The organism is Alteromonas genovensis (assembly GCF_010500895.1).
Classification (GTDB): domain Bacteria; phylum Pseudomonadota; class Gammaproteobacteria; order Enterobacterales; family Alteromonadaceae; genus Alteromonas; species Alteromonas genovensis.
Genome location: NZ_JAAAWO010000005.1, coordinates 186,507 through 209,629 on the forward strand (window position 1 = coordinate 186,507; position 23,123 = coordinate 209,629).

Below are 23,123 nucleotides of genomic sequence, written 5' to 3' on the forward strand. Positions count from 1 at the left end.
GAAAAGGCGAGCCTACATTCGCCCTTGCTATTTATACCCCCGCCGAATATAAGTAAGCACTAGACAACAATACTAACAAGTAAAAACCAACAGGAGTAAAGGTATGGACGCGCCATTGTCGGTAGATAAAGTACGGTTTTTGCTATTCAGTTTTAAAGAAAAATTATGGATTAAACCTTTAGGTTTCTGCCTGCTTTCGCTACTCGCGGTTTTCGCTGCAAAGATAGTAGACGGCACTTCTCTTGCTGAACACCTCCCAAAAATTGAACCCGACTCGGTGAAAACACTGCTTTCTATTATGGCATCGAGCATGATGGTGATTGCCACGTTTTCCGCCGGTGCCATGGTAAATGCATATGCATCTGCAAGCCAGTCATCAACACCTCGCTCACTCGGGCTCATTATTTCAGATGATGTATCGCAAAACGCGCTATCAACATTTGTCGGCGCGTTTATATACAGCGCAGTTGCATTAACTGCAATGAGCCAGGGGTTTTATGAACAGGCGGGTGTATTCCTGCTTTTCTGTATTACCTGTTTGGCATTTGCCGTGGTAATTTTAACCTTTATTCGTTGGGTCGACAGTGTAGCGCGCTTAGGGCGAGTTGAATCAACCACACTGAAAGTTGAAGAAGCGACGCAGCGCGCCATTGAGCAGCGAATTAAAACTCCCTGTTTGGGCGCCATACCAGCAGGCGACATTAAAGAACAGGGGAGTTTTGCGGTACAAACCTCAGAGGTTGGGTACATCCAGCTAATAGACCTTGCCAAGATTCAAGAGTGGGCAAACAACAACGACCTATTTGTTAACATTGCCATGCTGCCTGGGGAATTTGTTACGCCGGAAAAGAACATCGCTTACGTTGATAAAGATATTGACTGTGAAGGGTTAATCTCAGCGTTTAGCATAAGTTCGTCGCGATCCTTTGAGGCCGATCCACGCTTTGGTTTTATTGTGCTAGCAGAAATAGCGTCACGTGCGTTGTCTCCATCGGTAAACGACCACGGAACTGCAATAGGCATTGTTAGCAGTATTACCCGTTTGATGCTGTTGTGGTCGAAACCAAACAAGGGCGCTGATAAAACCAATCAGGACGGGCACGCCTCCAACCATAAAAAAGCAGCAAAAAGCTCAGACGACAATACGTGTGAACAACCGAATCATGACGAACCGCATTATGAGAAACCGCATCATGACAAACCGAAATACGATCGTATTTCCGTTCCTAAAATTTCAATACACGATATCTTTGATGATGCATATACAAGTATCGCAAGAGATGGCGCTGGCAACATTGAAGTTGCCATAAGAATTCAAAAGTCATTACAAACGTTATCTGCGTGTTTCGAGAAACTCAAAAAAGACACCGGTAGCGAATTAGCGTCTGATTTTTCAAAAATAGCGAATGACTTTGCCACACAAAGCTTTAAACGCAGTGAACAGCAACTTTGTTTTGAACAAGATAAAGCGCGGTTAGAAAAAATTTACCTTGCTAACTCCAAAAGCTCAGATGACAAGTAGCACCCATAATGAATAATGCGCTTTAATCCACTATTTAGTCGCTAAAAGGCAATCTTACTACTTATGTCCAAATCCACTATATCGCCATTACGCACGCCTTCATTCCTGCAGTCTTTCATTTGCTTTAGTGTGATTGTTCTTGCCTTAGCTGGCGGTATTTTCGTGCTTGGTATTAGTCTGCATGCACTGATGTTTTTGTGTTTAATATGGGCGGGTGCAAACGCTTATTTACTTGGATACAACTACCTGCAAATTCGCGAGCTAATGACAAATTCACTGGCCCGCGCCATGCCTGCTATCTACATTTTCATTTTGATCGGCATGGTAATTTCGAGCTTTATGCACAGCGGTACCATCGCGACGCTAATGTACTACGGGCTGAGCTGGTTAAGCCCTAGCTTATTCCTAGCTGTTGGCATGATACTGTGCGCCATTATGTCTGTTGCTACCGGCACGTCATGGGGTACGGTGGGTACACTGGGCGTTGTATTAATAGGCATAGGAAGCACCATGAACATTCCACTTCCATTGGTGGCGGGTATGATTGTTTGTGGTGCTACCTTTGGCGATAAAATGTCACCTATTTCAGATACCACTAACCTTGCAGCAATGAGTGCAGGAAGCACACTGTTTCGTCACATCTACTCAATGCTTTTTACCACGCTACCAACGTTTATTATCACCCTCGTTATTTTTGTTGTTATAGGGGTAAGCTATAAAGGCCAAAACCTCAACCTGAGTGAAGTAGCATTAATTCAAGATGCACTAGCAAACACCTATAGCCTTACACCCATCGTGACCTTGCTTCCTCTTATATTATTGGCCACCTTAAGCATTAAAAAAGTGCCTGCAGAAGTCACCATGTCATTCAGTATTTTATTAGCCGTGTTTATTGCCATCGTGTATCAAGGCGAGAGCTTTATTAGCGTGTTAAACGCGCTTTGGGAAAACAAACCAGAATCCACAGGCATTGAAAACTTAGACGCTTTACTCGGTCGCGGCGGTATAACGAGCATGAGCTGGACACTATTGCTTGCCTTAATGGCTATTGCCTTAGGCGGCGTTTTACACGGAGCCGGTTTTTTAAGTTCGCTTCTTGCTGGCAGTATTGCTAGAGTAAAACGAACGGCAAGTCTCGTTGCTACCACTATCGTGTCTGGCTTAGTGGGTAATGTGGCGATGGGAGAAGCCTACATCTCAATTATTCTTAGTTGCCAACTTTTTAAGCCAAAATATGAACAACAGCAATTAGACAGCGCCATACTTTCACGCTCAGTGGAAGAAGGGTCCACAATGACGACTGGCCTTATACCTTGGACTACGGCAGGTGCGTTTTATGCCGCAACCCTTGAAGTCGACGTTTTATCTTATGCACCATACGCATTTTTCAATTACCTAAACGGTATTGTGGCGGTGACAATGGCGGCATTCGGAGTCGGCCTGCTTAAAAAGTCTTACTCTAAACCTGTAAAGGACTAGGCCTAGCGGCCAAATATTAACGGTTAAGAATTAACGCCTTAAAATTAGTGCTTAGAAATTAGCGAACTAAAAATTAGTGCTTTTTGGCATTAGCGGCTAGATGGTTGAGAAAAGTTAATGAACCTAATACCTAATATTGAGTTCGCGCATTCGAAAAATGGATTGTAGAAAAACACGTCCCGAAAAAATAATAACCAGTAACCAGTAACCAATAACCAATAACCAGTCATATAGTAATGAAGAAAGTAGGGCGGTCAGTACTGTTTTTTGTAATAGGTAACATGTGTTACTGATAAAAAGCTCATGTACTTTCTATGCACGTACTTCAAAAACACCGTCTACACTTAACTATTCAAGAAAGTCAGCGTATTGCATTAACTTACTGTAAGTCCAACCTTACGCGTTGACTTACTAGAAACCCAGTCTTCCAGGCAATGCGAAGCGACTATTTCTATAGGTGGCAAGTAACGGCCACCATCTTTCCTATAACCTTAATGTGTATGAACAGAGTAGTTATCAAATTAGCTTTATCTACTTTGATTGATAAAAAATATCCGTAACACGCAATAAGGAAATTAAATGAAGCATCGGCATTTTTATCGTTTCCCAAAGAGATTTATTTTTTCACCATTATTAAAACTACTAGCTAATCTTCAAAGCCATTTTCTAATACCTAAAAGGATAGCGCTTAATTTTTAGCAGCACATTTAAATCATCAAAAAATAAAGACATATCAGAATAACGTTCTGAACTTGTCATTAGGGCCTGGTTGAAAGCTAATAGCTAAGAAGAGCTGATATTGATACTAATCACTGATAAATAAAAAGCTAAAAAATAAAATGAAAAAACGAGATCGTTATTTATATTAAGAGCAGTATAACGAGTCGGATAAACTACAGTTTGTAATATGAGTAAAACATAGAAAGCACTAAAGTCTTTGCTATACGATGCAACCAAAATTTTAAGATGACGCTACGTGAATGAAATTAAAGAATGTGAGGTGTAATACGTCAGATTTCACGTAGAAGGCGATTTGCAATAAAACATATTCCGATAGAAAAACTGCTAGTAACAAAGCTATTTACGCAATCATTATAAAACATATACTAACTCAACTTTTCAAAACAACCCCCAGTAGAAAGCCTGCAAAATACCAGTTCAAAGCAACGTAAATAAACTCGTAACCAGCTATCTAAAATCCCATAAAGATATAACTGACTTCAAAGCTCTGCAGATGCGGTAAAAGTCGGTAAGTCTTCACGCACAGCAAACCAGCCAAGCAGCAATACATACAGCCCTGACACTTCACAATACATAATTACGCATAATGTATATTATGTTAAATAGACTATTAGAGTATCTTAAAATGCGTCGCTACTTTAAAAGGTGTATCGCCTATCCATATTTTATTGGTTCTTATTTTATGTAGAAAGTTTTTAGAGCTCTTTAATTAAAAACGGCTCTTTTATATTGGCCCTTAGATTCGCATTAAGTGAAAAGCAAGTTTTCGACTAATAATAGACGTGTGTGCTTTTGAGTAAATTCAATGGCACTTCATTTAAAGGTTCTTTGTTACAAACCGGAGTTGATAGCAGCCTATACATAAAAGATTATTACGGCGGTCTGATATCTTATACAAGTACTCTTTGGCTAAATTAAAAATAAGATATTGGATGCTTTTTAATTAAATACCGTTTAGCTACAAAGGTATTTTCAGTGACCATTTATTTCCTATGAAAACCATAAGTATGTTTAGCGTCGTAGCAAAAATACTTGTCGTAGTTTTCCTATTTAGCGATTAATAGGCTTATTAGATTTTTATTTATGCCTAATAATGACTATATGGAGGACAGATTTTTTAAATATTGCTTAGCTGGGATTAAATGCCGTAAGAGTTCGGAATCTATTTAATGATAAATTCAAGACAAGTTGTTTTGATTAACAAAGTTGAGTAAAACGGTTGTACTTGCTATCTCCCACTTCAAATATTTAAAGTAAAAAAGGCAGCGTGTGATATCGAAGGAGTGTTTATAAGTAATTTACGCTTTCTAATTTGTTTTAACTTGGCTACCAAGTTCATATTTTAATGAGGTTTTGAATTCTGTTTCATATTTTTCGTGCTATCACTGCGTATTTTTATGAGTCGAGTTTATGAGCGGAGTTTTTGAGCGATGACGCTTATTGCCTATAAAGATAAAGAACTCGCTTCACATGGTTCGTGTTTACTGAAAGGAAACGCTATATCTAAATACGTCATTATTGTGAATTCTGCAAGGTAAATGCCCGGAAAAGGTTTCAGATTTTACGTAGGAGCGCCTGTTTTCTGAGCCACTTCGCATTAACTGTAGTCTAAATTACACTAAAATACCGTCAGCAACTGTATAAATGAACAGTTGTATGTTATTTTGCAAAAGGTTTGAAGGGGTTTTCAATGTATCTGAATCGGGTTTATATTGCCTATATTGTCATGCTGAATATTCACGCATGATAATTACAGTTATCATGCGTGAATGCTTAAAAAAGTTCGTATTTTCATATATTTAGAACTAATTACAACTCTTTAGAATTTTGCGCTGACTGTTGATTTTATGAGTATGTTCCCGCTTTGTAACGCCTTATATTGATAATGCTGATTGGCTTATAGTTTATCTAGTCTTTTTCTTCCCAAAAAGATATGCCATGAGTGTCCCTTAGATTGCGGCATAAGCTGCTTCAACAAAAAGTGTCAACTTACACGCTTACACGGCTATTGGTTCGGTAACGTAATGCATTAATACTTTGAACTCAGTGAGTAATAGCCCTTTTCCAACAAGGCTAACTACATTTTATAAAGAATCCATTGAGGCCTTGGCTTTATGACAATTAACCATCGTTCCCATCAAACATTGCCAGTACCGCTGGCAAATACAGCAGAAGGTTCAGATGATGCATACGGTGTTACTTCAGAAAATCATGCCTATTCGTCTGCCGACCAAAGTTTTCAGAAGTATTTCACAGATATATTTTCTAAACTGCCTTACAACACACAGCGAGCTTATATTAGTGATTACAACGAATTTTCGATTTTCTGTAAGCAGAATAATTTTCAAGGTTTGAACAATAGCTTTACCAACAATGAAGAATGCATAAAAGAATACGTTGCTCTGCTATGCCAAACTCCCCTTGCCTACAGGACCATCAAGAGACGGCTTTCAGCATTGAGTAAGTTCTTAGGCATGGCAAAGCTACCTAACCCGATTATTCGTTCGGTCTACCTTAGAGATTTTATTCGGTTGTCTCTTATAGAAAACAAAAAGTTTCGTATGTCTCATAAACAAGCGGTACCGCTCACCATCGAAATGGTTGAGCAGATCAATAATAAAATCATCCCCGATTCCTTGCTCGAACTTAGAGACCTAGCCATTATTAATCTTATGTTCGATGCCCTTCTTCGTGCAGACGAATTAGTCAGGGTTTGTATTGAACACGTTTCTCACCGAAATAACACGGTACTCGTTGTGTCTTCCAAGAGCGACCAAAGTGGCGAAGGTCAATACAGATATGTGTCATCCAGTACGCTTTCTATGATTAACGAATATATCAACGAGGCAAATATTAACCCTTCTACATCACTTCCTCGGGATCAGAATGACCCTCGTTCAATTAGTAAAGGTGTATTATTTAGGCGGGTTAATAATCACAAAACGGCGCTTCATCCTTATCAAGAAACCCATAGCGCAAACCAAGACGCTGTGTTGAATTATTCTAGTATTTATAGGTTGTGGCAGCGAATAGCGGTCCGAGCAGGTATTCAAGAAAATATCACGCCACACAGTGGACGAGTTGGTGGAGCTGTTTCGTTAGCAGAAGACGGCGCATCTTTGCCCGAATTGCAGTTAGCGGGCGGCTGGCAGTCACCGGAAATGCCAGGCCACTATACCAAACAAGCCAGTGTTAAGCGTGGCGGCATGGCAAAACTGTCTTCAAAGCATAAGCGCTAGTGTTCTTAGCGTTGAAAAAAATGAATCATTAAAGTAACTATAAAACAGAGTGTTATGCACATTAAGATATTACGCGTAACCAAATTAGTTGATTGAGTCATTCCTGTCAGGGTAAATTAGAACTTACTTTGCCTTTATTGCGTATCAGTAGGTAATACTGAATGCATACAAACATATGGAGATACTATGAGTAATAGAATTGATTCTAAACATGGAAAATTATTGGCAGAAATTGTAATTCCCTCATCAAACTGGAAGTTACAACCTGAAAAGCAATCGCCCTTTAAAAGTGATTCTGAAGCGCTTAGCTATTTAGATTCTCATAACGAACCGCTTTACATGCATGTGCCTGTAAATGAAAGTGATGACGCCATTCGCCTTTGTGTTTCATCACGTGACGCCGATGTTGTGTTCACTATTAACAGTACTAAGTTTGGTGGGGAAACAGCCGTTCACTACTCTCACCTTAAAAATCTTGAAAGTACCATTCGTACCCTTGTGACAGACAGCTGCGATTTATCAATCAAAGCGTTGTAAAGTCTTTAACGTAGAATTTAAAGTGCGAATTTGAGTCGCGAATTTAATTAGCTAATTAAAATAGCACATTTAAGTGCTAGTACCAGTGGAGCTTTCTAAAGCTCCACTGGGTTTTAATTTTGCTTTTATATGTGTATTTGGATAGTTACTGCGACACTTTTATACTTTTTACACTTTCACTGCTAGCACATCGGTTTTTACACCGTGTAATACGGCATTCGCAGTAGAGCCTAATAGTAGTTTCAAACCGCTTTGCCCATGAGTACCGACAACTATTAAATCTGCGCTTATTTTCTCTGCCAAATGATGTATCTCATCTGAAGGCGAGCCAATCTCTACGTTAATATTAGTTTGTGGTATTTCGTATTTTTCTGCTACATCTTTCAATACGTCTAATGCGTGTTCACGTACTTCTTGTGAAAAGTCTTTTTCTAGAAAAAACCCATAAGGCTCTACATTAGTCTGCGGGTAAGCCACATATAATAGATGTAACTGTTGACTGCTACTTGCTATTGCAAGTGCTTTTTCGACTACCAGCTCGTAATCAGAATACACATCGATGGGTACCAGAATAGTATCGTAGCTCTGCATAGTGTTGCCCTTTTAACTTTATCGTAATGTTAATCATAGTGCATGTTTTCTAGCTTTGAATTGAGCTACATCAAATAGTGTCGGTTATATTTAGACGATACTTGTTAATGAACCACATGGGTTGGTTAAGGAGAAAACTATGCGTATTACAATAATGCTACTGGCGTGCCTATTCTTAAGTGCATGCGATCAAGGTGCAAAATCCCCTAGAGGTTTCAGCTTACCCGAGGGCGACATCGAACAAGGTAAAACGGTATTTGAGAATTATGGGTGCAACGACTGTCACACGGTTGCAGGCGAAAAAGCAGCCAGTGATGCCCGCTATTTAATAAGCCACCCTATTCCCCTTGGCGGAAGCAATGGCAGAATCAAAACCTATGGTGAATTAGTTACCAGTATTATTAATCCTTCTCACAAACTAACACCACGTCGTCCAGCAAGTTTTACCAGCGAAGACGGCGTATCGTTTATGCGTATTATCAATGATGAATTAACCGTGAGCGAACTCATAGATCTCGTGTCTTATTTGCAGCCTAAGTACAAAGTGATGCCCTATCGCACCACCGACTACCGGTTATATCAACTGAGGATCCCTGAAAAAATGGCTGAAAACAACGACTGAATGGATTACGTGAATAAGGTTTAAGAGTTCTGATTAACTTCTCTTTTAGATTTAAGGCAAAGGCAGATGTCTAGGATACTGCCTTTGTTTCTTTATCTATTTCCGCAAGCAAGCTAGACGGCATAAAGCTATCTGCATTAGCTTCCTCATAATGCAATTTGTAGCGCTCAGGAATTTCGTCGGTTAAAAAAGCGCCTTTTTTAATTAGAGGGTACATTTCGTCATAACGGGCCACGTTACATTGATCTATGCGCTTAAATATATGGGTTCTATTTAACTCATTGGTATTTTTGTGGCCGGTCGATGACAGTAAATCGATAAGTGCATGAACCGTCTTTTGATGAAAGCGATAAACACGCTCAAATTTATCTTCAACGTTGAGACCTTTCGCCAACCGCGGATCTTGCGTCGCAACACCTGTTGGACACTTATTGGTATTACACGACAGAGACTGCACACAGCCTAACGCCAACATCATTCCTCTCGCGCTGTTACATAAATCTGCCCCTAAGCTAAGGTTTTTAGCCAATTGAAATGCGCTGATTATTTTACCTGACGCTATAATCTTTATGTTTTCACGTAAACCAAACCCCATTAAGCAATCATCCACAAAGGCAAGCGCGTCACGTAATGGAAAGCCAATAGAGTTGGTATATTCAAGCGGCGCTGCGCCAGTGCCGCCTTCTCCCCCATCTACTGTGATAAAATCGGGCGTTATTCCTTTGCTCACCATGGCTTTACACATAGCAATAAATTCGCTTTTTCTGCCTAAGGCTAGCTTGATACCAACGGGCTTTCCGTCGCTTAAATCTCGTAGATGTTGAATAAAATCAACCATTTCCAACGGTGATGAAAACGCACTGTGCCGTGGTGGTGAGTCGACCTGAGTACCCGCGGTTACCCCTCTAATTTTCGCTATCTCAGGGGTGTTCTTGTAAGCAGGTAAAATTCCGCCGTGACCTGGCTTTGCTCCCTGACTCAGCTTAATTTCAATCATTTTCACGTTTTCTAACGTTGCTTTTTCTTTAAATGATTCAGCCTCAAACTTGCCATCCTCGGTTCTGCAACCAAAGTAGCCCGTACCGATTTGCCACACCACATCGCCCTTGTTTTCAAGATGATAAGGAGTAAGACCGCCTTCCCCCGTGTTGTGATAAAAACCGCCTTTAGCCGCACCTTTATTCAATGCCAAAATAGCGTTTTTTGATAGGCTGCCAAAACTCATTGCACTTATATTGAGTACACTCGCTCTATAAGGTTGTTTGCAATGGGGACCGCCAATGTTCACACGTGGGTTTTGTTCCACATCGTCAACTTCCCGGGCGGCTAGAGAGTGGCCCATCCATTCATAGCCTTCTTCGTAAGTATCCAGCTGTGTACCGAAAGGTACAGTTTCTCTGCTATCTTTGGCTCTTTGATACACTATGTTTCGAAACATTCGAGAAATCGGGGCGCCTCCCGTATCCGTTTCGATAATATACTGTTGAATATAAGGCCGTAATCCTTCAATTCCCCATCTTGCTCGGCCAATCAACGGAAAGTTTCTCAGTATGGCATGCTGCGGTTGATAAGCGTCATATAACCCAATGATGAGTAATGGTGCTGTAACGATGAGTAACCACCACAAACTAGGTTCAAAGACACTCAAACCAACATTAATTGCAACTAATGCAGTTAATGTGAATAAAATTGTTTTTCGCATTGTACTTCCTTTACTTTTTTCACTGGCGTTGCTTGATTATTGGTATTGCTAAAACGGAAACCCAGTACTCTATGCTTCCCATCGCAGTTTATGTACACTTTAATATCTAATTGTTTTTATGTAATTTTATTGATTAAGATCAATAGAATATGTTACGCATAACCAGTTGTGGGGTTGGTGAGCCGTAATTCTTATGCGAATTTTATATTTTACGTGATAATGTTTATATCACTGAGGTCTGCCATACATAAAGACTTATTTATGACTAGGGCGCGATGACCTTACTGCACCGTCATTATTAAAACTAATAGGGTTAAAGTATCCATGGAGTATGCGTTTCTTCTCTTTGCTTTCGTATGTGGATTAACGGTTAAATTAATTGGTGTGCCGCCACTTGTTGGTTACCTCATCGCAGGCTTTCTTCTCAACTTTGCGGGTTATTCGTTAACTGATGATCTTACCCAAATAGCGAATTTGGGTATAACCATTATGCTCTTCACTATTGGACTTAAACTTAATCTTAAAGATTTAAGTCGAAGAGAAGTATGGGCCGGCAGTGTTTCTCACACGCTGATCTGGATTGGTGTTATCACCTGCGTCATCTACGGTGCTGCGGCGTTAGTCGCCCAAGTCTCTGACGCCGTTTCTTGGCAAAGTGCTGTACTCATTGCCTTTGCGCTCAGTTTTAGCAGTACCGTTTGCGTTGTAAAAGTACTTGAAGAAAGTGGTGAAAGTAAAACCCGTCACGGACGCTTAGCCATTGGCATTTTAGTGATGCAAGACGTTTTTGCGGTAGTGTTTCTCGTGGCAGCTACAGGTAAACTTCCCTCAGTATATGCGCTTGGGCTTCTCGCATTATTCCCTGCCATGCCGCTTATTAATAAAATAATAAGCAAATCTGGACACGGTGAACTTCTCCCTCTTACCGGTTTTATATTAGCACTTGGCGGTTATCAATTATTTGAACTAGTGAACATAAAGGGTGATTTGGGTGCCCTTATTTTTGGCATCATGTTGGCTCAACATGAGAAAGCCACTGAGCTATCAAAATCACTTTTAAGCTTTAAAGATCTGTTTTTAATTGGCTTCTTCCTAACAATTGGTCTTACTGCATTACCTACGCTGAGTATGGTTGGGATGGCCTTAGTATTCTGTCTTTTTCTACCTTTCAAAGCCATGTTGTTTTTTGGGCTTTTCACTTCGTTGCGCCTGCGTGGAAGAACCGCTTACCTCAGCAGTCTAGTTTTAGGGAACTACAGTGAATTTGGGCTTATTGTTGGTGCCGTCGCGGTTTCCATGGGACTGCTGGCAGAATCATGGCTTGTCATTATTGCACTAGCGGTATCTATCTCATTTGTCTTCACAAGTATTTTATATAAAGGTTCTCATTCTCAATATAATCGCTTTAAAGATAAAATTAAGCGGTTTGAAAAAGAAGAACGATTAAAAGAAGATGTTTACCCTACTTTGTCACAGGCAGAGTTTTTAGTGATTGGTATGGGTCGCGTAGGCCGAGGCGCGTTTAACGCCCTGTCGAAACTGTCTGACGTCAATGTATGTGGTATGGATGCAGATAGAATTAAAATTAAGAAAATGGCAAACGAAGGCCACAAGGTAATTTGCGGCGATGGCGAAGATGTAGATCTTTGGGAAAATCTAGATTTAAACAGTACGCAGCTGGTACTGCTAGCATTACCCTCTATTCAAGACGCGATAAATATAACTACTCAGCTCAAGAACGCCGGTTACCAGGGCCGTGTTGCTGCTATAGCCCGCTATGAAGATGAAGTGTCTTACTTACTTGAAAACGGCATAGATAAAGTCTTTAATTTCTTTACTGAAGCAGGCCTTGGTTTCGCCGATGAGAGTTTAACGTATGTACGCTCCCATCAGTAAGGTATTACTAATGCGAACGAAGGATTGATTGAGAACTGTTTTCATTAATAAATCATTGTTTTTACTAATATTTTTTGACACACCCCGTACTTTCAACTAGACTTTACACATTATTTTTAGATAGGACGTTCGCAATGCAAGGCGATAGACAAGTTATAGCGAAATTGAACGAGGTTCTCACAAGCGAACTTACCTCGATAAATCAATACTTTCTGCACGCTCGTATGTTTAAAAATTGGGGATTTGAAGTTCTCAATACCAAGAACTACAAAAAGTCGATTAAAGACATGAAGCAAGCAGATGACATTATAGAGCGCATTTTATTCCTTGAAGGCTTACCTAATCTTCAGGCGCTTGGAAAACTTTATATTGGTGAAGACACAGTTGAAATGCTCAATTGTGACGCTCGTTTTGAAAAAGAGCAGCTTCCCCTTCTACGCGAAGCCATTGCGCTGTGCGAAGAAAAACAAGATTACGTTTCAAGAGATTTACTCGAAGACATTCTCGAATACGAAGAAGAACATCTAGACTGGATTGAAACGCAAGAATATCAAATTGATGCCATGGGCATTGAAAACTATCTTCAAGCGCAAGTAATGGGAGACGACTAGTGAAAGGCAATCAAAACATCATCAATGGTCTTAACGAATTACTGGGCTATGAGCTTGCAGCGATGGATCAGTACTTTATACATTCTCAAATGTATTTAGACTGGGGCTTCAACAAATTGTACGAGCGCATCGACCACGAGTTTGACGATGAGCGTGGCCATGCTACTAAGCTAATAGAGCGCATGCTGTTTTTAGAAGGCACGCCAGATATGGTCACTCGCACAGGTCTTAAAGTGGGAACTGACGTTCCTGAAATGCTTGAAAGCGACCTTCGTGTAGAATATGAAGTTGATGCAAAACTGCGTGAAGTTATCGCGCTGTGTGAGCAAGAAAACGACTATGTAACCCGAGACATGTTGATTGTATTGCTTGACGACACTGAAATGGACCACGCACGCTGGTTAGAGCAACAGCTTGGACTGATTAAACGCATTGGTTTGCAGAATTATCTACAGGCTATGATGTAACAGCGGTTAGCTCTCAGTGGTAAAATACAGGTAGCTTGGCGCTGCCTGTTTTTTTATGTTTAATCGGAGTTGCCATGTCATTACCGGCTCGCTGCAGCTACCTAACATAAACCAACCACTCCACTCGCCCTTCACCGATTGTTCGAGTAGAACGGGCACTTTTCCCATATACATATTTACCCCTTCAATCCATGCACTCTCTATAATTTCATCGTTTGGCATACGAAGAGACAGCGTGATTGATTCTTCGGGCATTGGCTGTGAAGAAAACCGTGCTACGGCTAATTCACCATCAATTAAGAATTCGCAAGTTTTGTTGGAAAACGTGCAGCTACTTTTTAAACCGCTTATAATATCAGTGTCGGTAGAGACTGAAGATTGATAACTATGTGCGACATACACACATACAGCAACGACTAAAATAGCGACGAGAGGCAACTGAGTTTGTAAAAACTTTGATCTTTTATTGTTATCGCTTTTTTTCATTTCTTAAATTTTATGTATTTCTTTATTGATAGAGATCAAGCAAGGCCAGTTTGTGGTATCTTTTTGTTATCAAAAACCTTATTATCCGCGGACCAACTGGCTTGGAGACAATAATTATTACTCTTTCCGGGCTCGGTGTGAAGCGTTATTATTAGCTGATACGCGTTTCAACCGCACTATTTTGGCAGTTGGAGACCATAGTTCATTTGAAGTGGAAGATTCATTAAAATGAGTGAGACAAGCCAAGCACAACCTGATTACAATTATAAAGTAGTTAGGCAATTTACCATCATGACCATAGTCTGGGGTATCATTGGTATGGGACTGGGGGTATTCATTGCAGCGCAATTGTTTGCACCTATGCTCAACTTTGACACACCGTGGCTAACATTTTCGCGTTTGCGTCCTTTGCACACTAACGCCGTTATCTTTGCCTTTGGCGGCTGCGCATTATTTGCGACGTCGTACTATATCGTTCAACGTACCAGCCAGGTAAGACTGTTCAGTGACAAGCTCGCTGCATTTACCTTCTGGGGCTGGCAAGCAGTTATCGTACTTGCTGTTATCACGTTACCCATGGGGCTTAGCAGTTCAAAAGAATACGCTGAGCTAGAATGGCCAATCGATATCTTAATTGCCCTCGTCTGGATTGCGTACATTATCAACTTCTTCGGTACGTTGGTGATTCGCAAGGTTTCGCACATCTATGTGGCAAACTGGTTTTTGGGCGCATTCATGCTTACCGTTGCTGTTTTGCACATTGGTAACAGCATGGCAATTCCTGTGTCTTTCACTAAGTCATATTCCTTGTACGCGGGTGCAGTGGACGCCATGATGCAGTGGTGGTATGGACACAACGCTGTAGGCTTCTTCCTTACCGCCGGATTCTTAGGGATGATGTATTACTTCGTGCCCAAGCAAGCTGGACGCCCGGTTTACTCATACAGATTATCAATCGTTCACTTTTGGGCGCTGATTTCACTTTACATTTGGGCTGGTCCTCACCACCTTCATTACACTGCACTTCCGGACTGGACACAGTCATTGGGAATGGTGATGTCGATTATCTTATTCGTGCCTTCTTGGGGCGGAATGATTAACGGTATAATGACCCTCTCGGGCGCATGGCACAAGCTACGCACCGACCCAGTATTGCGCTTCCTTATTGTTTCATTGTCTTTCTATGGTATGTCTACCTTTGAAGGCCCTATGATGGCAATCAAAACAGTAAACGCACTATCGCATTATACTGACTGGACAATCGGACACGTTCACTCAGGTGCACTAGGTTGGGTTGCTATGGTATCAATTGGATCTATTTACCACTTGATCCCAATACTCTTTAACCAGCCGGCAATGTACAGCACCCGTCTTGTTAATGTTCACTTCTGGTTTGCCACAATTGGCGTTGTACTTTACATCGTAGCAATGTGGATGTCGGGCGTACTACAAGGTCTTATGTGGCGTGCAGTTAACGCAGACGGCACACTGACGTACAGTTTTGTTGAGTCTTTAGAAGCATCGAAGCCGTTTTATGTAGTGCGTTTCATTGGTGGTTGTTTCGTGGTTACAGGCATGCTTGTCATGGCTTATAACACTTGGAAAACCGTTCGTGCCCCTAAAGGCAGTATTGCTGTTGACCCAGCGACACAGCCGGCGTAGTAAAGGAGTCGAATAATGAAAAATCCACATGAGTTAATTGAAAAGAACGTTGGTCTTTTAACCGTACTAATTCTGGTTGCTATCAGCTTTGGTGCCATGGTTCAGATAACGCCGTTGATGTTTCAACAGCAAACAATGGAACCCGTTAAAGGGCTACGTCCATACACTGCACTTGAGCTTGAAGGTCGTGACATCTATATACGTGAAGGTTGCGTAGGGTGTCACAGCCAAATGATTCGTCCGTTCCGCGCTGAAACTGAGCGTTACGGTCACTACAGCGTTGCTGGTGAGTCTGTATGGGAGCACCCTTTCCTTTGGGGCTCAAAACGAACAGGTCCTGACCTAGCGCGTGTTGGCGGTCGTTACAGTGACGAGTGGCATCGTGTTCACCTGCTTAATCCTCGCAATGTTGTTCCAGAATCTAATATGCCAGGTTTCCCTTGGCTTGCAGAAAACACGCTTGAAGGCGAGTTGACGGCAGAGAAAATGGAAGTGTTCCGTGGCTTTGGTGTTCCTTACACCGATGAAGATATCGCGGGTGCAAAAGCGGCAGTACAGGGTAAATCAGAAATGCAGGCCCTTATTGCTTATCTACAATCTCTTGGCACACATTTGAAATAATATGGATCAAGGAATTATAGGCAGCATTTTTACTATCATCGTCTTTGTTAGCTTTATCGGCATAGTTTGGTGGGCTTTCAGTAGTCGCAACAAACAAAAGTTTGATGAAGCCGCAAACCTTCCGTTTGCAGACGAAGAAAAAGAAAAATCAAAAGAAGATTAGCAGGAGTCTTGAACTCATGAGTATGTTTTGGACAATTTGGATTTCAGTGATAACCCTAGGGTTGATCATTGGTTGCTACTTCCTTCTGCGCTGGTGCCTTTCTAACCAGACAGGTGTGCCAGAAGGTGAGTCAATGGGGCACGAATTCGATGGTATTGAGGAGCTGAATAATCAGCTTCCTCGTTGGTGGACAATTATGTTCTACATCACCATCATTTGGGGCTTTTTATATCTTGCACTATACCCAGGCTTAGGTGCATACGAAGGTCTTCTAGGATGGAAAAGTTCGAACCAGAACATTCAGTCTTTAGAAGAGTCGATGCAAGCGCGTATAGATGCCAAGGAGCAAGGTAAACTTGTTGAGTATGATCGCGAGCTAGATTATGCGGCAGACAAGTTTGACCCTATCTTTGAAGCTTATGCACAAGTGCCTGTTGAAGAGTTAGCGAAGGACGCTGAAGCCAACAAAGTTGGACAACGCTTGTTCTTACAAAACTGTTCACAGTGCCACGGTTCTGATGCGCGTGGTCAGAACGGCGGCTTCCCTAACCTAACGGATGACGATTGGTTGTATGGCGGTTCGGGCGATAAAATTGTGGAAACGCTTATCAACGGTCGTCGCGCAGCAATGCCTGCATGGCTTGACGCAATGGGCGAAGACGGTATTAACGAAGTGGTTAACTACGTGCTTAGCCTTAGCGGTCGCGATGTAGATCCACAGTTAGCGAAAGCAGGTAAAACTCGCTTCGCGGCTTGTGCAGCGTGTCACGGTATGGACGGTAAGGGCAATCAAATGCTTGGCGCTCCGAACCTTACTGACAACATTTGGCTTTATGGCGGCAGCCACAGAGCGGTGACAGAAACCCTTACCTACGGCAGAAACGGTGTAATGCCTGCTTTTGAAAAGACGTTGGGTAAAGATAAGATTCACGTTGTTGCAGCTTATGTATATAGCCTTTCAAATGATTAATCATTGAAAAGCTAAATATCGCAAAAGGCCCCGTTACTGCGGGGCTTTTTTTATGAGAAAATACCATCACTTAGCCATCTGTCTTACATTACCAGTCGCTATCAAATGTAAACAATAAATGTATATTCATGATTATTTCTGCACGGTTTTTGAAAAACGCGAAGCCTTAGGCTAGCGGTAAGTGAACATGAATATGCAGTTAGCGAAACAACGATGAGATCAACGATTAATGAATACACCTTGGTATAAACAATTTTGGCCGTGGTTTCTTATTGCCGTGCCAGTGATCACCGCAATCATGGGTGGCGTGCTGCTTAAGCTTGCCATTTCAACAGAAGATAGTTTGGTGGTAGACGATTACTACAAGGAAGGTAAAGCAATTAATGCACGACTAGACAAAGAGGCCGTTGCACGCAAACTTAATATGACCTCTGATCTCACCGTAAAAGACGGCAGCATCGCATTAGAATTTCACTCAGGTATTCCAGCAGAGGGCAATGCGCTGAAGCTGAACTTTTATCACGTGACCTTAGAAGATAAAGATGTAAGCACCTTACTTAGTCGTGACGCCAACGGTATTTATCGCGGATTTATAGAAGCGAATTTAGACGGTAAATGGCAAGTTTCGCTGACACCCGTGGACGAAACATGGAAAATCCAAAATACACTCATATTGCCTACTAATGATGTTATAAAGTTTAACCCGTAATGAGCGAAACTACCTGTTATCACTGTGGTTTACCCAATGATGACGACAAACGTTTTGAAACCGTCATTTTAGGCCAGACCAGACAAATGTGCTGCCCTGGTTGCTTGGCAGTTGCTGAGGCCATTGTAAGTAATGGTCTGGAAGACTATTACCAGTTTAGAACCGAACCTGCCCAAAAGTCTGACGATAGCATTCTTGACACCTTAGACAGGTTAAAAGTGTTTGATGATCCAACGCTTCAAGATGAATTCGTCTTTGATGAAGGCAAGCACAAACAAATACAGTTAACCCTTGAGGGTATCACCTGTGCTGCTTGCGGTTGGTTAATTGAAAAGCAGCTTTCCAAAGTAGACGGTATTAAGCAAGTCGCGGTAAACGTACAGGAACGCCGTGCCTTAGTCACTTGGTCTGCCTCAGTCATTAAATTAAGCCAAATTCTATCCACGTTAAAGCGCATCGGCTATTCCGGCTCCCCTTTTCACCCTGATGAACACGAGGCCAGTTACAAGCGCGAAGAAAAAGTCTTTATTAAAAAGCTTGGGTTAGCCGGTATTATGACCATGCAGGTTATGATGCTGATGACAGGCCTATATTTTGATTGGTTTGGCGCTATCGAATTGGAAACCCGACAATATTTTTATTGGGTGGCGCTGACACTTTCCACGCCAGTGGTCCTGTATTCCGGAAGCACATTTTATTTGGGCGCCTTAAAGGCAATAAGCGCCAAAACAGTCAATATGGACGTGCCCGTTACCATTGCTATTTTTGGTACCTACATAGCAGGTATTCGTTCAACCCTTCTTGAACAGGGAGAGGTGTACTTCGAATCTATTTGTATGTTTATCTTTTTGCTGCTGCTAAGTCGGTTTTTAGAACATAGAAGCAGACATCGTGCAGCGCAGATTTCAGCAAATATGATGCAGTACATACCCGTTTCTGCAACCAAATTAGAAATCGACGGAAGCGTGATCGAATGCTTAGCCAAGCAACTGTCAAAAGACGATGTGGTGCTAATAAAGCCTGGGGAAACTATTCCTATCGATGGCTACGTTACTGACGGCAATGCGTCGGTGGATGAGTCTATGTTGACCGGGGAATTTAACCCTGTGATGAAACATGAGAAAAGCACAGTGTATGGCGGCACAATATGCAAAGACGGCTCATTAACCGTTGTCGTAACAAATACCCTTAAGAATGCGCTGGTTAATCAGATAATGCGTTTGCAGGCAAGTGCTATGGCCAGCAAGCCAAAGGCGGCACAGCTTGCTGATGAGTTCTCTCGCTACTTTGTCGTATCGGTGTTACTCATTGCATTACTCACGTATGGCTTTTGGACCTATATCGGCAATGCAGATGCATTTTGGATCACCATTTCTGTGCTTGTTGCTACCTGCCCATGTGCATTAGGTTTAGCAACGCCTTCAGCCTTAACCTGTGCAATGGCAAAATTAAACAAACAAGGCATTTTGCTAAAGCGAGCCGACGCTCTTGAGCAAATTACCACAATTGATACGGTAGCCTTAGACAAAACGGGTACGCTTACTCAAGGCAAATTTAGCCTTCGACATAGCTGGTACGCGCAAGGTGTAGACAGTCAGCGGACCTGGGAAATTGCCTCGGCATTAGAATCACGCTCTGAGCACCCTATTGCACACGCATTTTCTGATGACATCAAGCACAAGGTCTCTCAGTTTACCGTAACCCCCGGTGGCGGAATAAGTGGCGAAGTCAACGGCGTTACTTTTGAAATGGGTTCAGCTGTCTTTTGTGGTGTTAACTCATCAAGTAACGAAAGTATTCCCATTGCCGCCAATGTATATTTAACGACAAAAGGGAAATTGGTTGCAGCGTTTGAAGTAAGCGATACGCTACGTGAGGATACCAAGTCGACTTTAGAGGCTTTGGCGATAACGAACCTATTGGTTGTGCTTAGTGGAGACACGCAGCAAAACGTAGACGACCTTACTGCCTCACTGCCCGTATCTGTCGCCTTGGGCGGTCTTACTCCTGAACAGAAATACGCGGAGGTTAAAACGCTTCAGTCACAAGGCAAAAAAGTGTTGATGATGGGCGATGGCATTAACGACGCACCAGTATTGGCCAGTGCCGACGTTGCAGTGGCTGTAGGCAACGCCACTGATGTGGCTAAAACCGCCGCAGATGTTATCTTATTGGGCGATCAGTTATTGTCTGTACCGGCGCTTATCGATACAGCGCACCAAACCCGGAAAAAAATTCGCCAAAACATTGGTTGGTCAGTGCTGTATAACATTGTCATTCTACCTTTTGCCGTTTCGGGTTTACTGTCCCCCTGGATGGCTGTTGTAGGTATGTCGTTAAGCAGTATCATTGTGGTTACAAATTCAACACGATTATTGAGCAAATAACATGAGTATTATTTATGTCTTAATTCCCATTGCGATTATCATTGTTGCTCTTGCGATCGTTATCTTTTTTTGGGCTGTTAAATCAAATCAATTTGAAGACTTAGACCGACAAGGTTACAGCATTTTGTTTGATGACGACTTACCGCCAGAAGAGAAGAAGCTGGCCGAACAACGCAAAAAGCTTCAGCAAGAACAAGATAAGCATGGAACAGATTAATTACTTTTCTGCATTTTTGATTGGCTTAGCCGGCGGAGTGCACTGCGTTGGAATGTGCGGTGGCATTGTATCAGCGCTTAGAATGGTAACGCCAAAAGATAAACCTGCACTTCCCTTCACTCTTGCATACAACATTGGTCGTATTATCAGTTACACCCTTGCAGGCGCAATCACCGGCGCCTTAGGCAAAATGGCCTCCGACTTTGTGCCCGTGGCCAGTTATGCGTTGTCCATTTTAAGTGCCGTTATGGTATTTTTATTGGCATGCTATTTAGGAAAATGGTGGACAGGGCTTACGGCGCTTGAAAGTGTGGGCAAACATCTATTTCGCTATATCCAGCCGGTTTCAAAACGCTTTCTCCCCTTTAAAACCCCTTTCAGTGCCATACCCTATGGGTTTATTTGGGGCTGGTTACCGTGTGGCCTAGTTTATTCCACTTTAACTTGGTCTCTCGCGGCAGGCTCAGCGATTCAAGGCGCTGGTATCATGTTGTGTTTTGGGCTGGGTACACTGCCAACCTTGCTTGCTGTAAGCACCGGTAGCCAGTATATTATTCAGGGGTTTAAGCATAGTGCTGTTCGACAATGCATCGCCGTTGCCATGGCCTTATATGCAGCTTATCTTATTTATGGCGCATTATCCTAAATGATGTTGTACCATTTGAGGTGTGAACTTACAGAGAATAAAAATTATGAGCAAAGGAAGCGGATTCTCTATCCACTGCCAAAACTGCAGCTTTAGTCACTTGTGTTTACCTGTGGCATTAAATAAAACCGAGATTGAATCTCTTGATGACATTATCGAACGCAAAAAGCCGCTGCACAAAGGTGACACATTAATTAATAACGGCGACACGTTTACGTCATTATTTGCAGTAAGAACCGGATCATTCAAATCATTTGTGACTAATTCAGATGGTGAAGAACAAATAACCGGTTTTCATTTCCCTGGTGATATTGTGGGTTTCGATGCGCTTCGCGAAAGTAGACATCAAAGCTACACCCAGGCGCTAGAAACGGCCATGGTTTGTGAGCTTCCCTACGACACCCTTGATGAAATGTCGGTTCAGTTTCCCAAGCTTCGCCATCAAATCTTGAGTTTTATGAGCGCTGAAATAAAGCAAGATCACGATATGATTATGATGCTCAATAAACGCACTGCTGAAGAACGCCTACTTTATTTTATATCTCACTTGTCTCAGCGTTTCGAAGAGCGTGGTTTCTCTCACAGAGAATTTCACCTAACCATGACCCGCAACGAAATTGGGAATTACTTAGGCCTGACTATTGAGACTATTAGTCGGTTACTGAGTCGTTTTCAAAAAGAAGGGTTAATTAAAGTGGATGGCAAACTGATCACCATACTCGATTTTGATGCTATCGACGGCAAAGTTACCGCCCTTAAAGGGTCGAGCATTGTTTGCAATGGTTAGTGCGCGTTAACGTGGTAAAAGGCTTTGACAAATTTGTTAAATTTTTGATCTAAAACAAGCCACATTTTCCCTATTGTCTATTACACTTAATGAGAAGCTTCATAGGAAGGAGAAGTTATGATTGAGTGTAATCACATTTTAGCGGTTCTTGATGCTGAGCGTGACAACCAACCTGCATTAAGCCGCGCTCTCGAGGTTGCCCAAAAAACAGGCGCAACGGTTACTGCGCTGATGGTTGTGTACGACCTTTCTTACGATATGACCACCATGCTAAGCCCTGACGAGCGCGATACTATGCGCGATGCGGTGACTAAAGACCAATCTAAGCGGCTGTCACAGCAGCTCAAAGAGCAAGGTTTTTCCAATATCGACATAGTGGTTGAGTGGAACAATAAAGCGTACGAATCCGTCATTTATTATGCACTTAACAACCAAATAGACTTAGTTGTGAAAGCAACAAAAAATCACGACGACCTAGCTTCTGTTATATTCACGCCAACCGACTGGCATCTCATGAGAAAGTGCCCTCGCCCAGTGTTGTTAGTAAAAGACCATGACTGGCCTGAAAATGGCGAAATTATTGCGGCGGTAAACGTGGGCAGCGAAGATGAAGAACACGACGCCCTGAATGACAAGATAACCGACATTGCCAATGAGTATGCTCGGCTGCTGAAAGGCCATGTTAATTTAGTCAATAGCTACCCCGCTACTCCTCTCAACATTGCCATAGAGGTTCCCGAGTTTGATTCAGAAAAATACCACAGCGCAGTCAAAAATCATCACCTTGATGAAATGGATGCCCATGCAGCTAAGCACGGTATAGCCCCTAACAAATGTATTGTGAAAGAAGGGTTACCTGAACGTGTTATCCCTCAAGTTGCTAAAGAGATAGATGCTGAGTTGGTGATCATAGGCACCGTTGGACGGGTTGGCATATCGGCAGCGCTGATTGGCAATACCGCAGAACATGTTATTGATGCGCTAAATTGCGATGTTTTAGCCATAAAGCCTAACGGATTTGTGTCGCCCTATACCGTGTAGAGCTCACAAGGGTCTCAAGGTGCCCTC

Annotated in this window: 21 protein-coding genes; 18 read left to right on the forward strand and 3 right to left on the reverse strand. The window is 42.1% G+C overall.

Translation table 11 applies throughout. From position 1 onward, the window contains the following. The first annotated feature begins 103 nt into the window (after positions 1–103). The 4 genes from GTQ48_RS08790 (at position 104) to GTQ48_RS08805 (ending at position 7,518) form a co-directional block, all read left to right on the forward strand. On the forward strand, positions 104–1,522 hold the full coding sequence (locus GTQ48_RS08790; RefSeq protein WP_163106349.1) for a DUF2254 domain-containing protein: 1,419 nt from the start codon (positions 104–106) through the stop codon (positions 1,520–1,522). A 63-nt stretch (positions 1,523–1,585) separates the two neighbouring features. Then, positions 1,586–3,001, forward strand: coding sequence for a Na+/H+ antiporter NhaC (gene nhaC / locus GTQ48_RS08795; RefSeq protein WP_203565155.1), 1,416 nt, complete (start codon positions 1,586–1,588; stop codon positions 2,999–3,001). Between the two features lie 2,855 nt (positions 3,002–5,856). Beyond that, a complete protein-coding gene (locus GTQ48_RS08800) occupies positions 5,857–6,981 on the forward strand; it encodes a tyrosine-type recombinase/integrase (RefSeq protein ID WP_163106350.1) in 1,125 nt (374 codons plus the stop codon). A 186-nt stretch (positions 6,982–7,167) separates the two neighbouring features. Then, positions 7,168–7,518 carry a hypothetical protein gene (locus GTQ48_RS08805; RefSeq protein WP_163106351.1) on the forward strand — a complete coding sequence of 117 codons (351 nt, stop codon included), beginning with the start codon at positions 7,168–7,170 and terminating at the stop codon, positions 7,516–7,518. 168 nt (positions 7,519–7,686) lie between these two features. Here the strand turns inward: GTQ48_RS08805 and GTQ48_RS08810 are convergent, their stop codons facing one another. Continuing rightward, on the reverse strand, positions 7,687–8,109 hold the full coding sequence (locus GTQ48_RS08810; protein WP_163106352.1) for a universal stress protein: 423 nt from the start codon (positions 8,107–8,109) through the stop codon (positions 7,687–7,689). A 139-nt stretch (positions 8,110–8,248) separates the two neighbouring features. Between GTQ48_RS08810 and GTQ48_RS08815 the strand changes: the two genes are divergently transcribed. After that, positions 8,249–8,731, forward strand: a complete 483-nt coding sequence (locus GTQ48_RS08815) for a c-type cytochrome (protein WP_163106353.1) — start codon at positions 8,249–8,251, stop codon at positions 8,729–8,731. A gap of 70 nt (positions 8,732–8,801) precedes the next feature. Here the strand turns inward: GTQ48_RS08815 and GTQ48_RS08820 are convergent, their stop codons facing one another. Next, entirely contained in the window at positions 8,802–10,433 is a 1,632-nt protein-coding gene (locus GTQ48_RS08820) for an FMN-binding glutamate synthase family protein (protein ID WP_163106354.1), read from the reverse strand. A 324-nt stretch (positions 10,434–10,757) separates the two neighbouring features. Here GTQ48_RS08820 and GTQ48_RS08825 point away from each other — a divergent pair, with 324 nt between their 5' ends. The 3 genes from GTQ48_RS08825 (at position 10,758) to bfr (GTQ48_RS08835) (ending at position 13,407) form a co-directional block, all read left to right on the forward strand. Further along, positions 10,758–12,329, forward strand: coding sequence for a cation:proton antiporter family protein (locus GTQ48_RS08825; protein WP_163106355.1), 1,572 nt, complete (start codon positions 10,758–10,760; stop codon positions 12,327–12,329). Between the two features lie 134 nt (positions 12,330–12,463). Further along, positions 12,464–12,940, forward strand: coding sequence for a bacterioferritin (bfr, locus tag GTQ48_RS08830; protein ID WP_032096236.1), 477 nt, complete (start codon positions 12,464–12,466; stop codon positions 12,938–12,940). Continuing rightward, a complete protein-coding gene (gene bfr / locus GTQ48_RS08835; protein WP_032096237.1) occupies positions 12,940–13,407 on the forward strand; it encodes a bacterioferritin in 468 nt (155 codons plus the stop codon). Before bfr (GTQ48_RS08830) ends, bfr (GTQ48_RS08835) begins: the two co-directional genes overlap by 1 nt. A gap of 6 nt (positions 13,408–13,413) precedes the next feature. Here bfr (GTQ48_RS08835) and GTQ48_RS08840 read toward each other — a convergent pair whose 3' ends face one another. Beyond that, entirely contained in the window at positions 13,414–13,893 is a 480-nt protein-coding gene (locus GTQ48_RS08840) for a hypothetical protein (protein WP_163106356.1), read from the reverse strand. A 228-nt stretch (positions 13,894–14,121) separates the two neighbouring features. Between GTQ48_RS08840 and ccoN the strand changes: the two genes are divergently transcribed. The 10 genes from ccoN (at position 14,122) to uspE (ending at position 23,096) form a co-directional block, all read left to right on the forward strand. Then, positions 14,122–15,555, forward strand: coding sequence for a cytochrome-c oxidase, cbb3-type subunit I (gene ccoN, locus GTQ48_RS08845; RefSeq protein ID WP_032096239.1), 1,434 nt, complete (start codon positions 14,122–14,124; stop codon positions 15,553–15,555). Between the two features lie 15 nt (positions 15,556–15,570). Then, entirely contained in the window at positions 15,571–16,176 is a 606-nt protein-coding gene (gene ccoO / locus GTQ48_RS08850; protein ID WP_032096240.1) for a cytochrome-c oxidase, cbb3-type subunit II, read from the forward strand. Position 16,177: 1 nt separating this feature from the next. Then, positions 16,178–16,339 (forward strand): cbb3-type cytochrome oxidase subunit 3, encoded by a 162-nt coding sequence (locus GTQ48_RS08855; RefSeq protein ID WP_032096241.1) that lies wholly within the window; start codon positions 16,178–16,180, stop codon positions 16,337–16,339. A gap of 16 nt (positions 16,340–16,355) precedes the next feature. Beyond that, the gene (ccoP, locus tag GTQ48_RS08860) at positions 16,356–17,309 is read left to right on the forward strand and encodes a cytochrome-c oxidase, cbb3-type subunit III (RefSeq protein WP_163106357.1); all 954 of its coding nucleotides are present in this window, start codon (positions 16,356–16,358) and stop codon (positions 17,307–17,309) included. 229 nt (positions 17,310–17,538) lie between these two features. Next, on the forward strand, positions 17,539–18,018 hold the full coding sequence (locus GTQ48_RS08865) for a FixH family protein (protein ID WP_163106358.1): 480 nt from the start codon (positions 17,539–17,541) through the stop codon (positions 18,016–18,018). Further along, positions 18,018–20,405 carry a heavy metal translocating P-type ATPase gene (locus GTQ48_RS08870; RefSeq protein ID WP_163106359.1) on the forward strand — a complete coding sequence of 796 codons (2,388 nt, stop codon included), beginning with the start codon at positions 18,018–18,020 and terminating at the stop codon, positions 20,403–20,405. Before GTQ48_RS08865 ends, GTQ48_RS08870 begins: the two co-directional genes overlap by 1 nt. Position 20,406: 1 nt before the next feature. Beyond that, entirely contained in the window at positions 20,407–20,622 is a 216-nt protein-coding gene (gene ccoS, locus GTQ48_RS08875) for a cbb3-type cytochrome oxidase assembly protein CcoS (RefSeq protein ID WP_163106360.1), read from the forward strand. Further along, complete coding sequence (locus tag GTQ48_RS08880) at positions 20,609–21,268, forward strand: sulfite exporter TauE/SafE family protein (protein ID WP_163106361.1); 660 nt, start codon at positions 20,609–20,611, stop codon at positions 21,266–21,268. The genes ccoS and GTQ48_RS08880 overlap by 14 nt, the downstream gene beginning before the upstream one ends. Before the next feature lie 46 nt (positions 21,269–21,314). Next, positions 21,315–22,055, forward strand: a complete 741-nt coding sequence (gene fnr / locus GTQ48_RS08885; RefSeq protein WP_163106362.1) for a fumarate/nitrate reduction transcriptional regulator Fnr — start codon at positions 21,315–21,317, stop codon at positions 22,053–22,055. Between the two features lie 117 nt (positions 22,056–22,172). Continuing rightward, on the forward strand, positions 22,173–23,096 hold the full coding sequence (uspE, locus tag GTQ48_RS08890; protein ID WP_163106363.1) for a universal stress protein UspE: 924 nt from the start codon (positions 22,173–22,175) through the stop codon (positions 23,094–23,096). Positions 23,097–23,123: the final 27 nt, after the last annotated feature.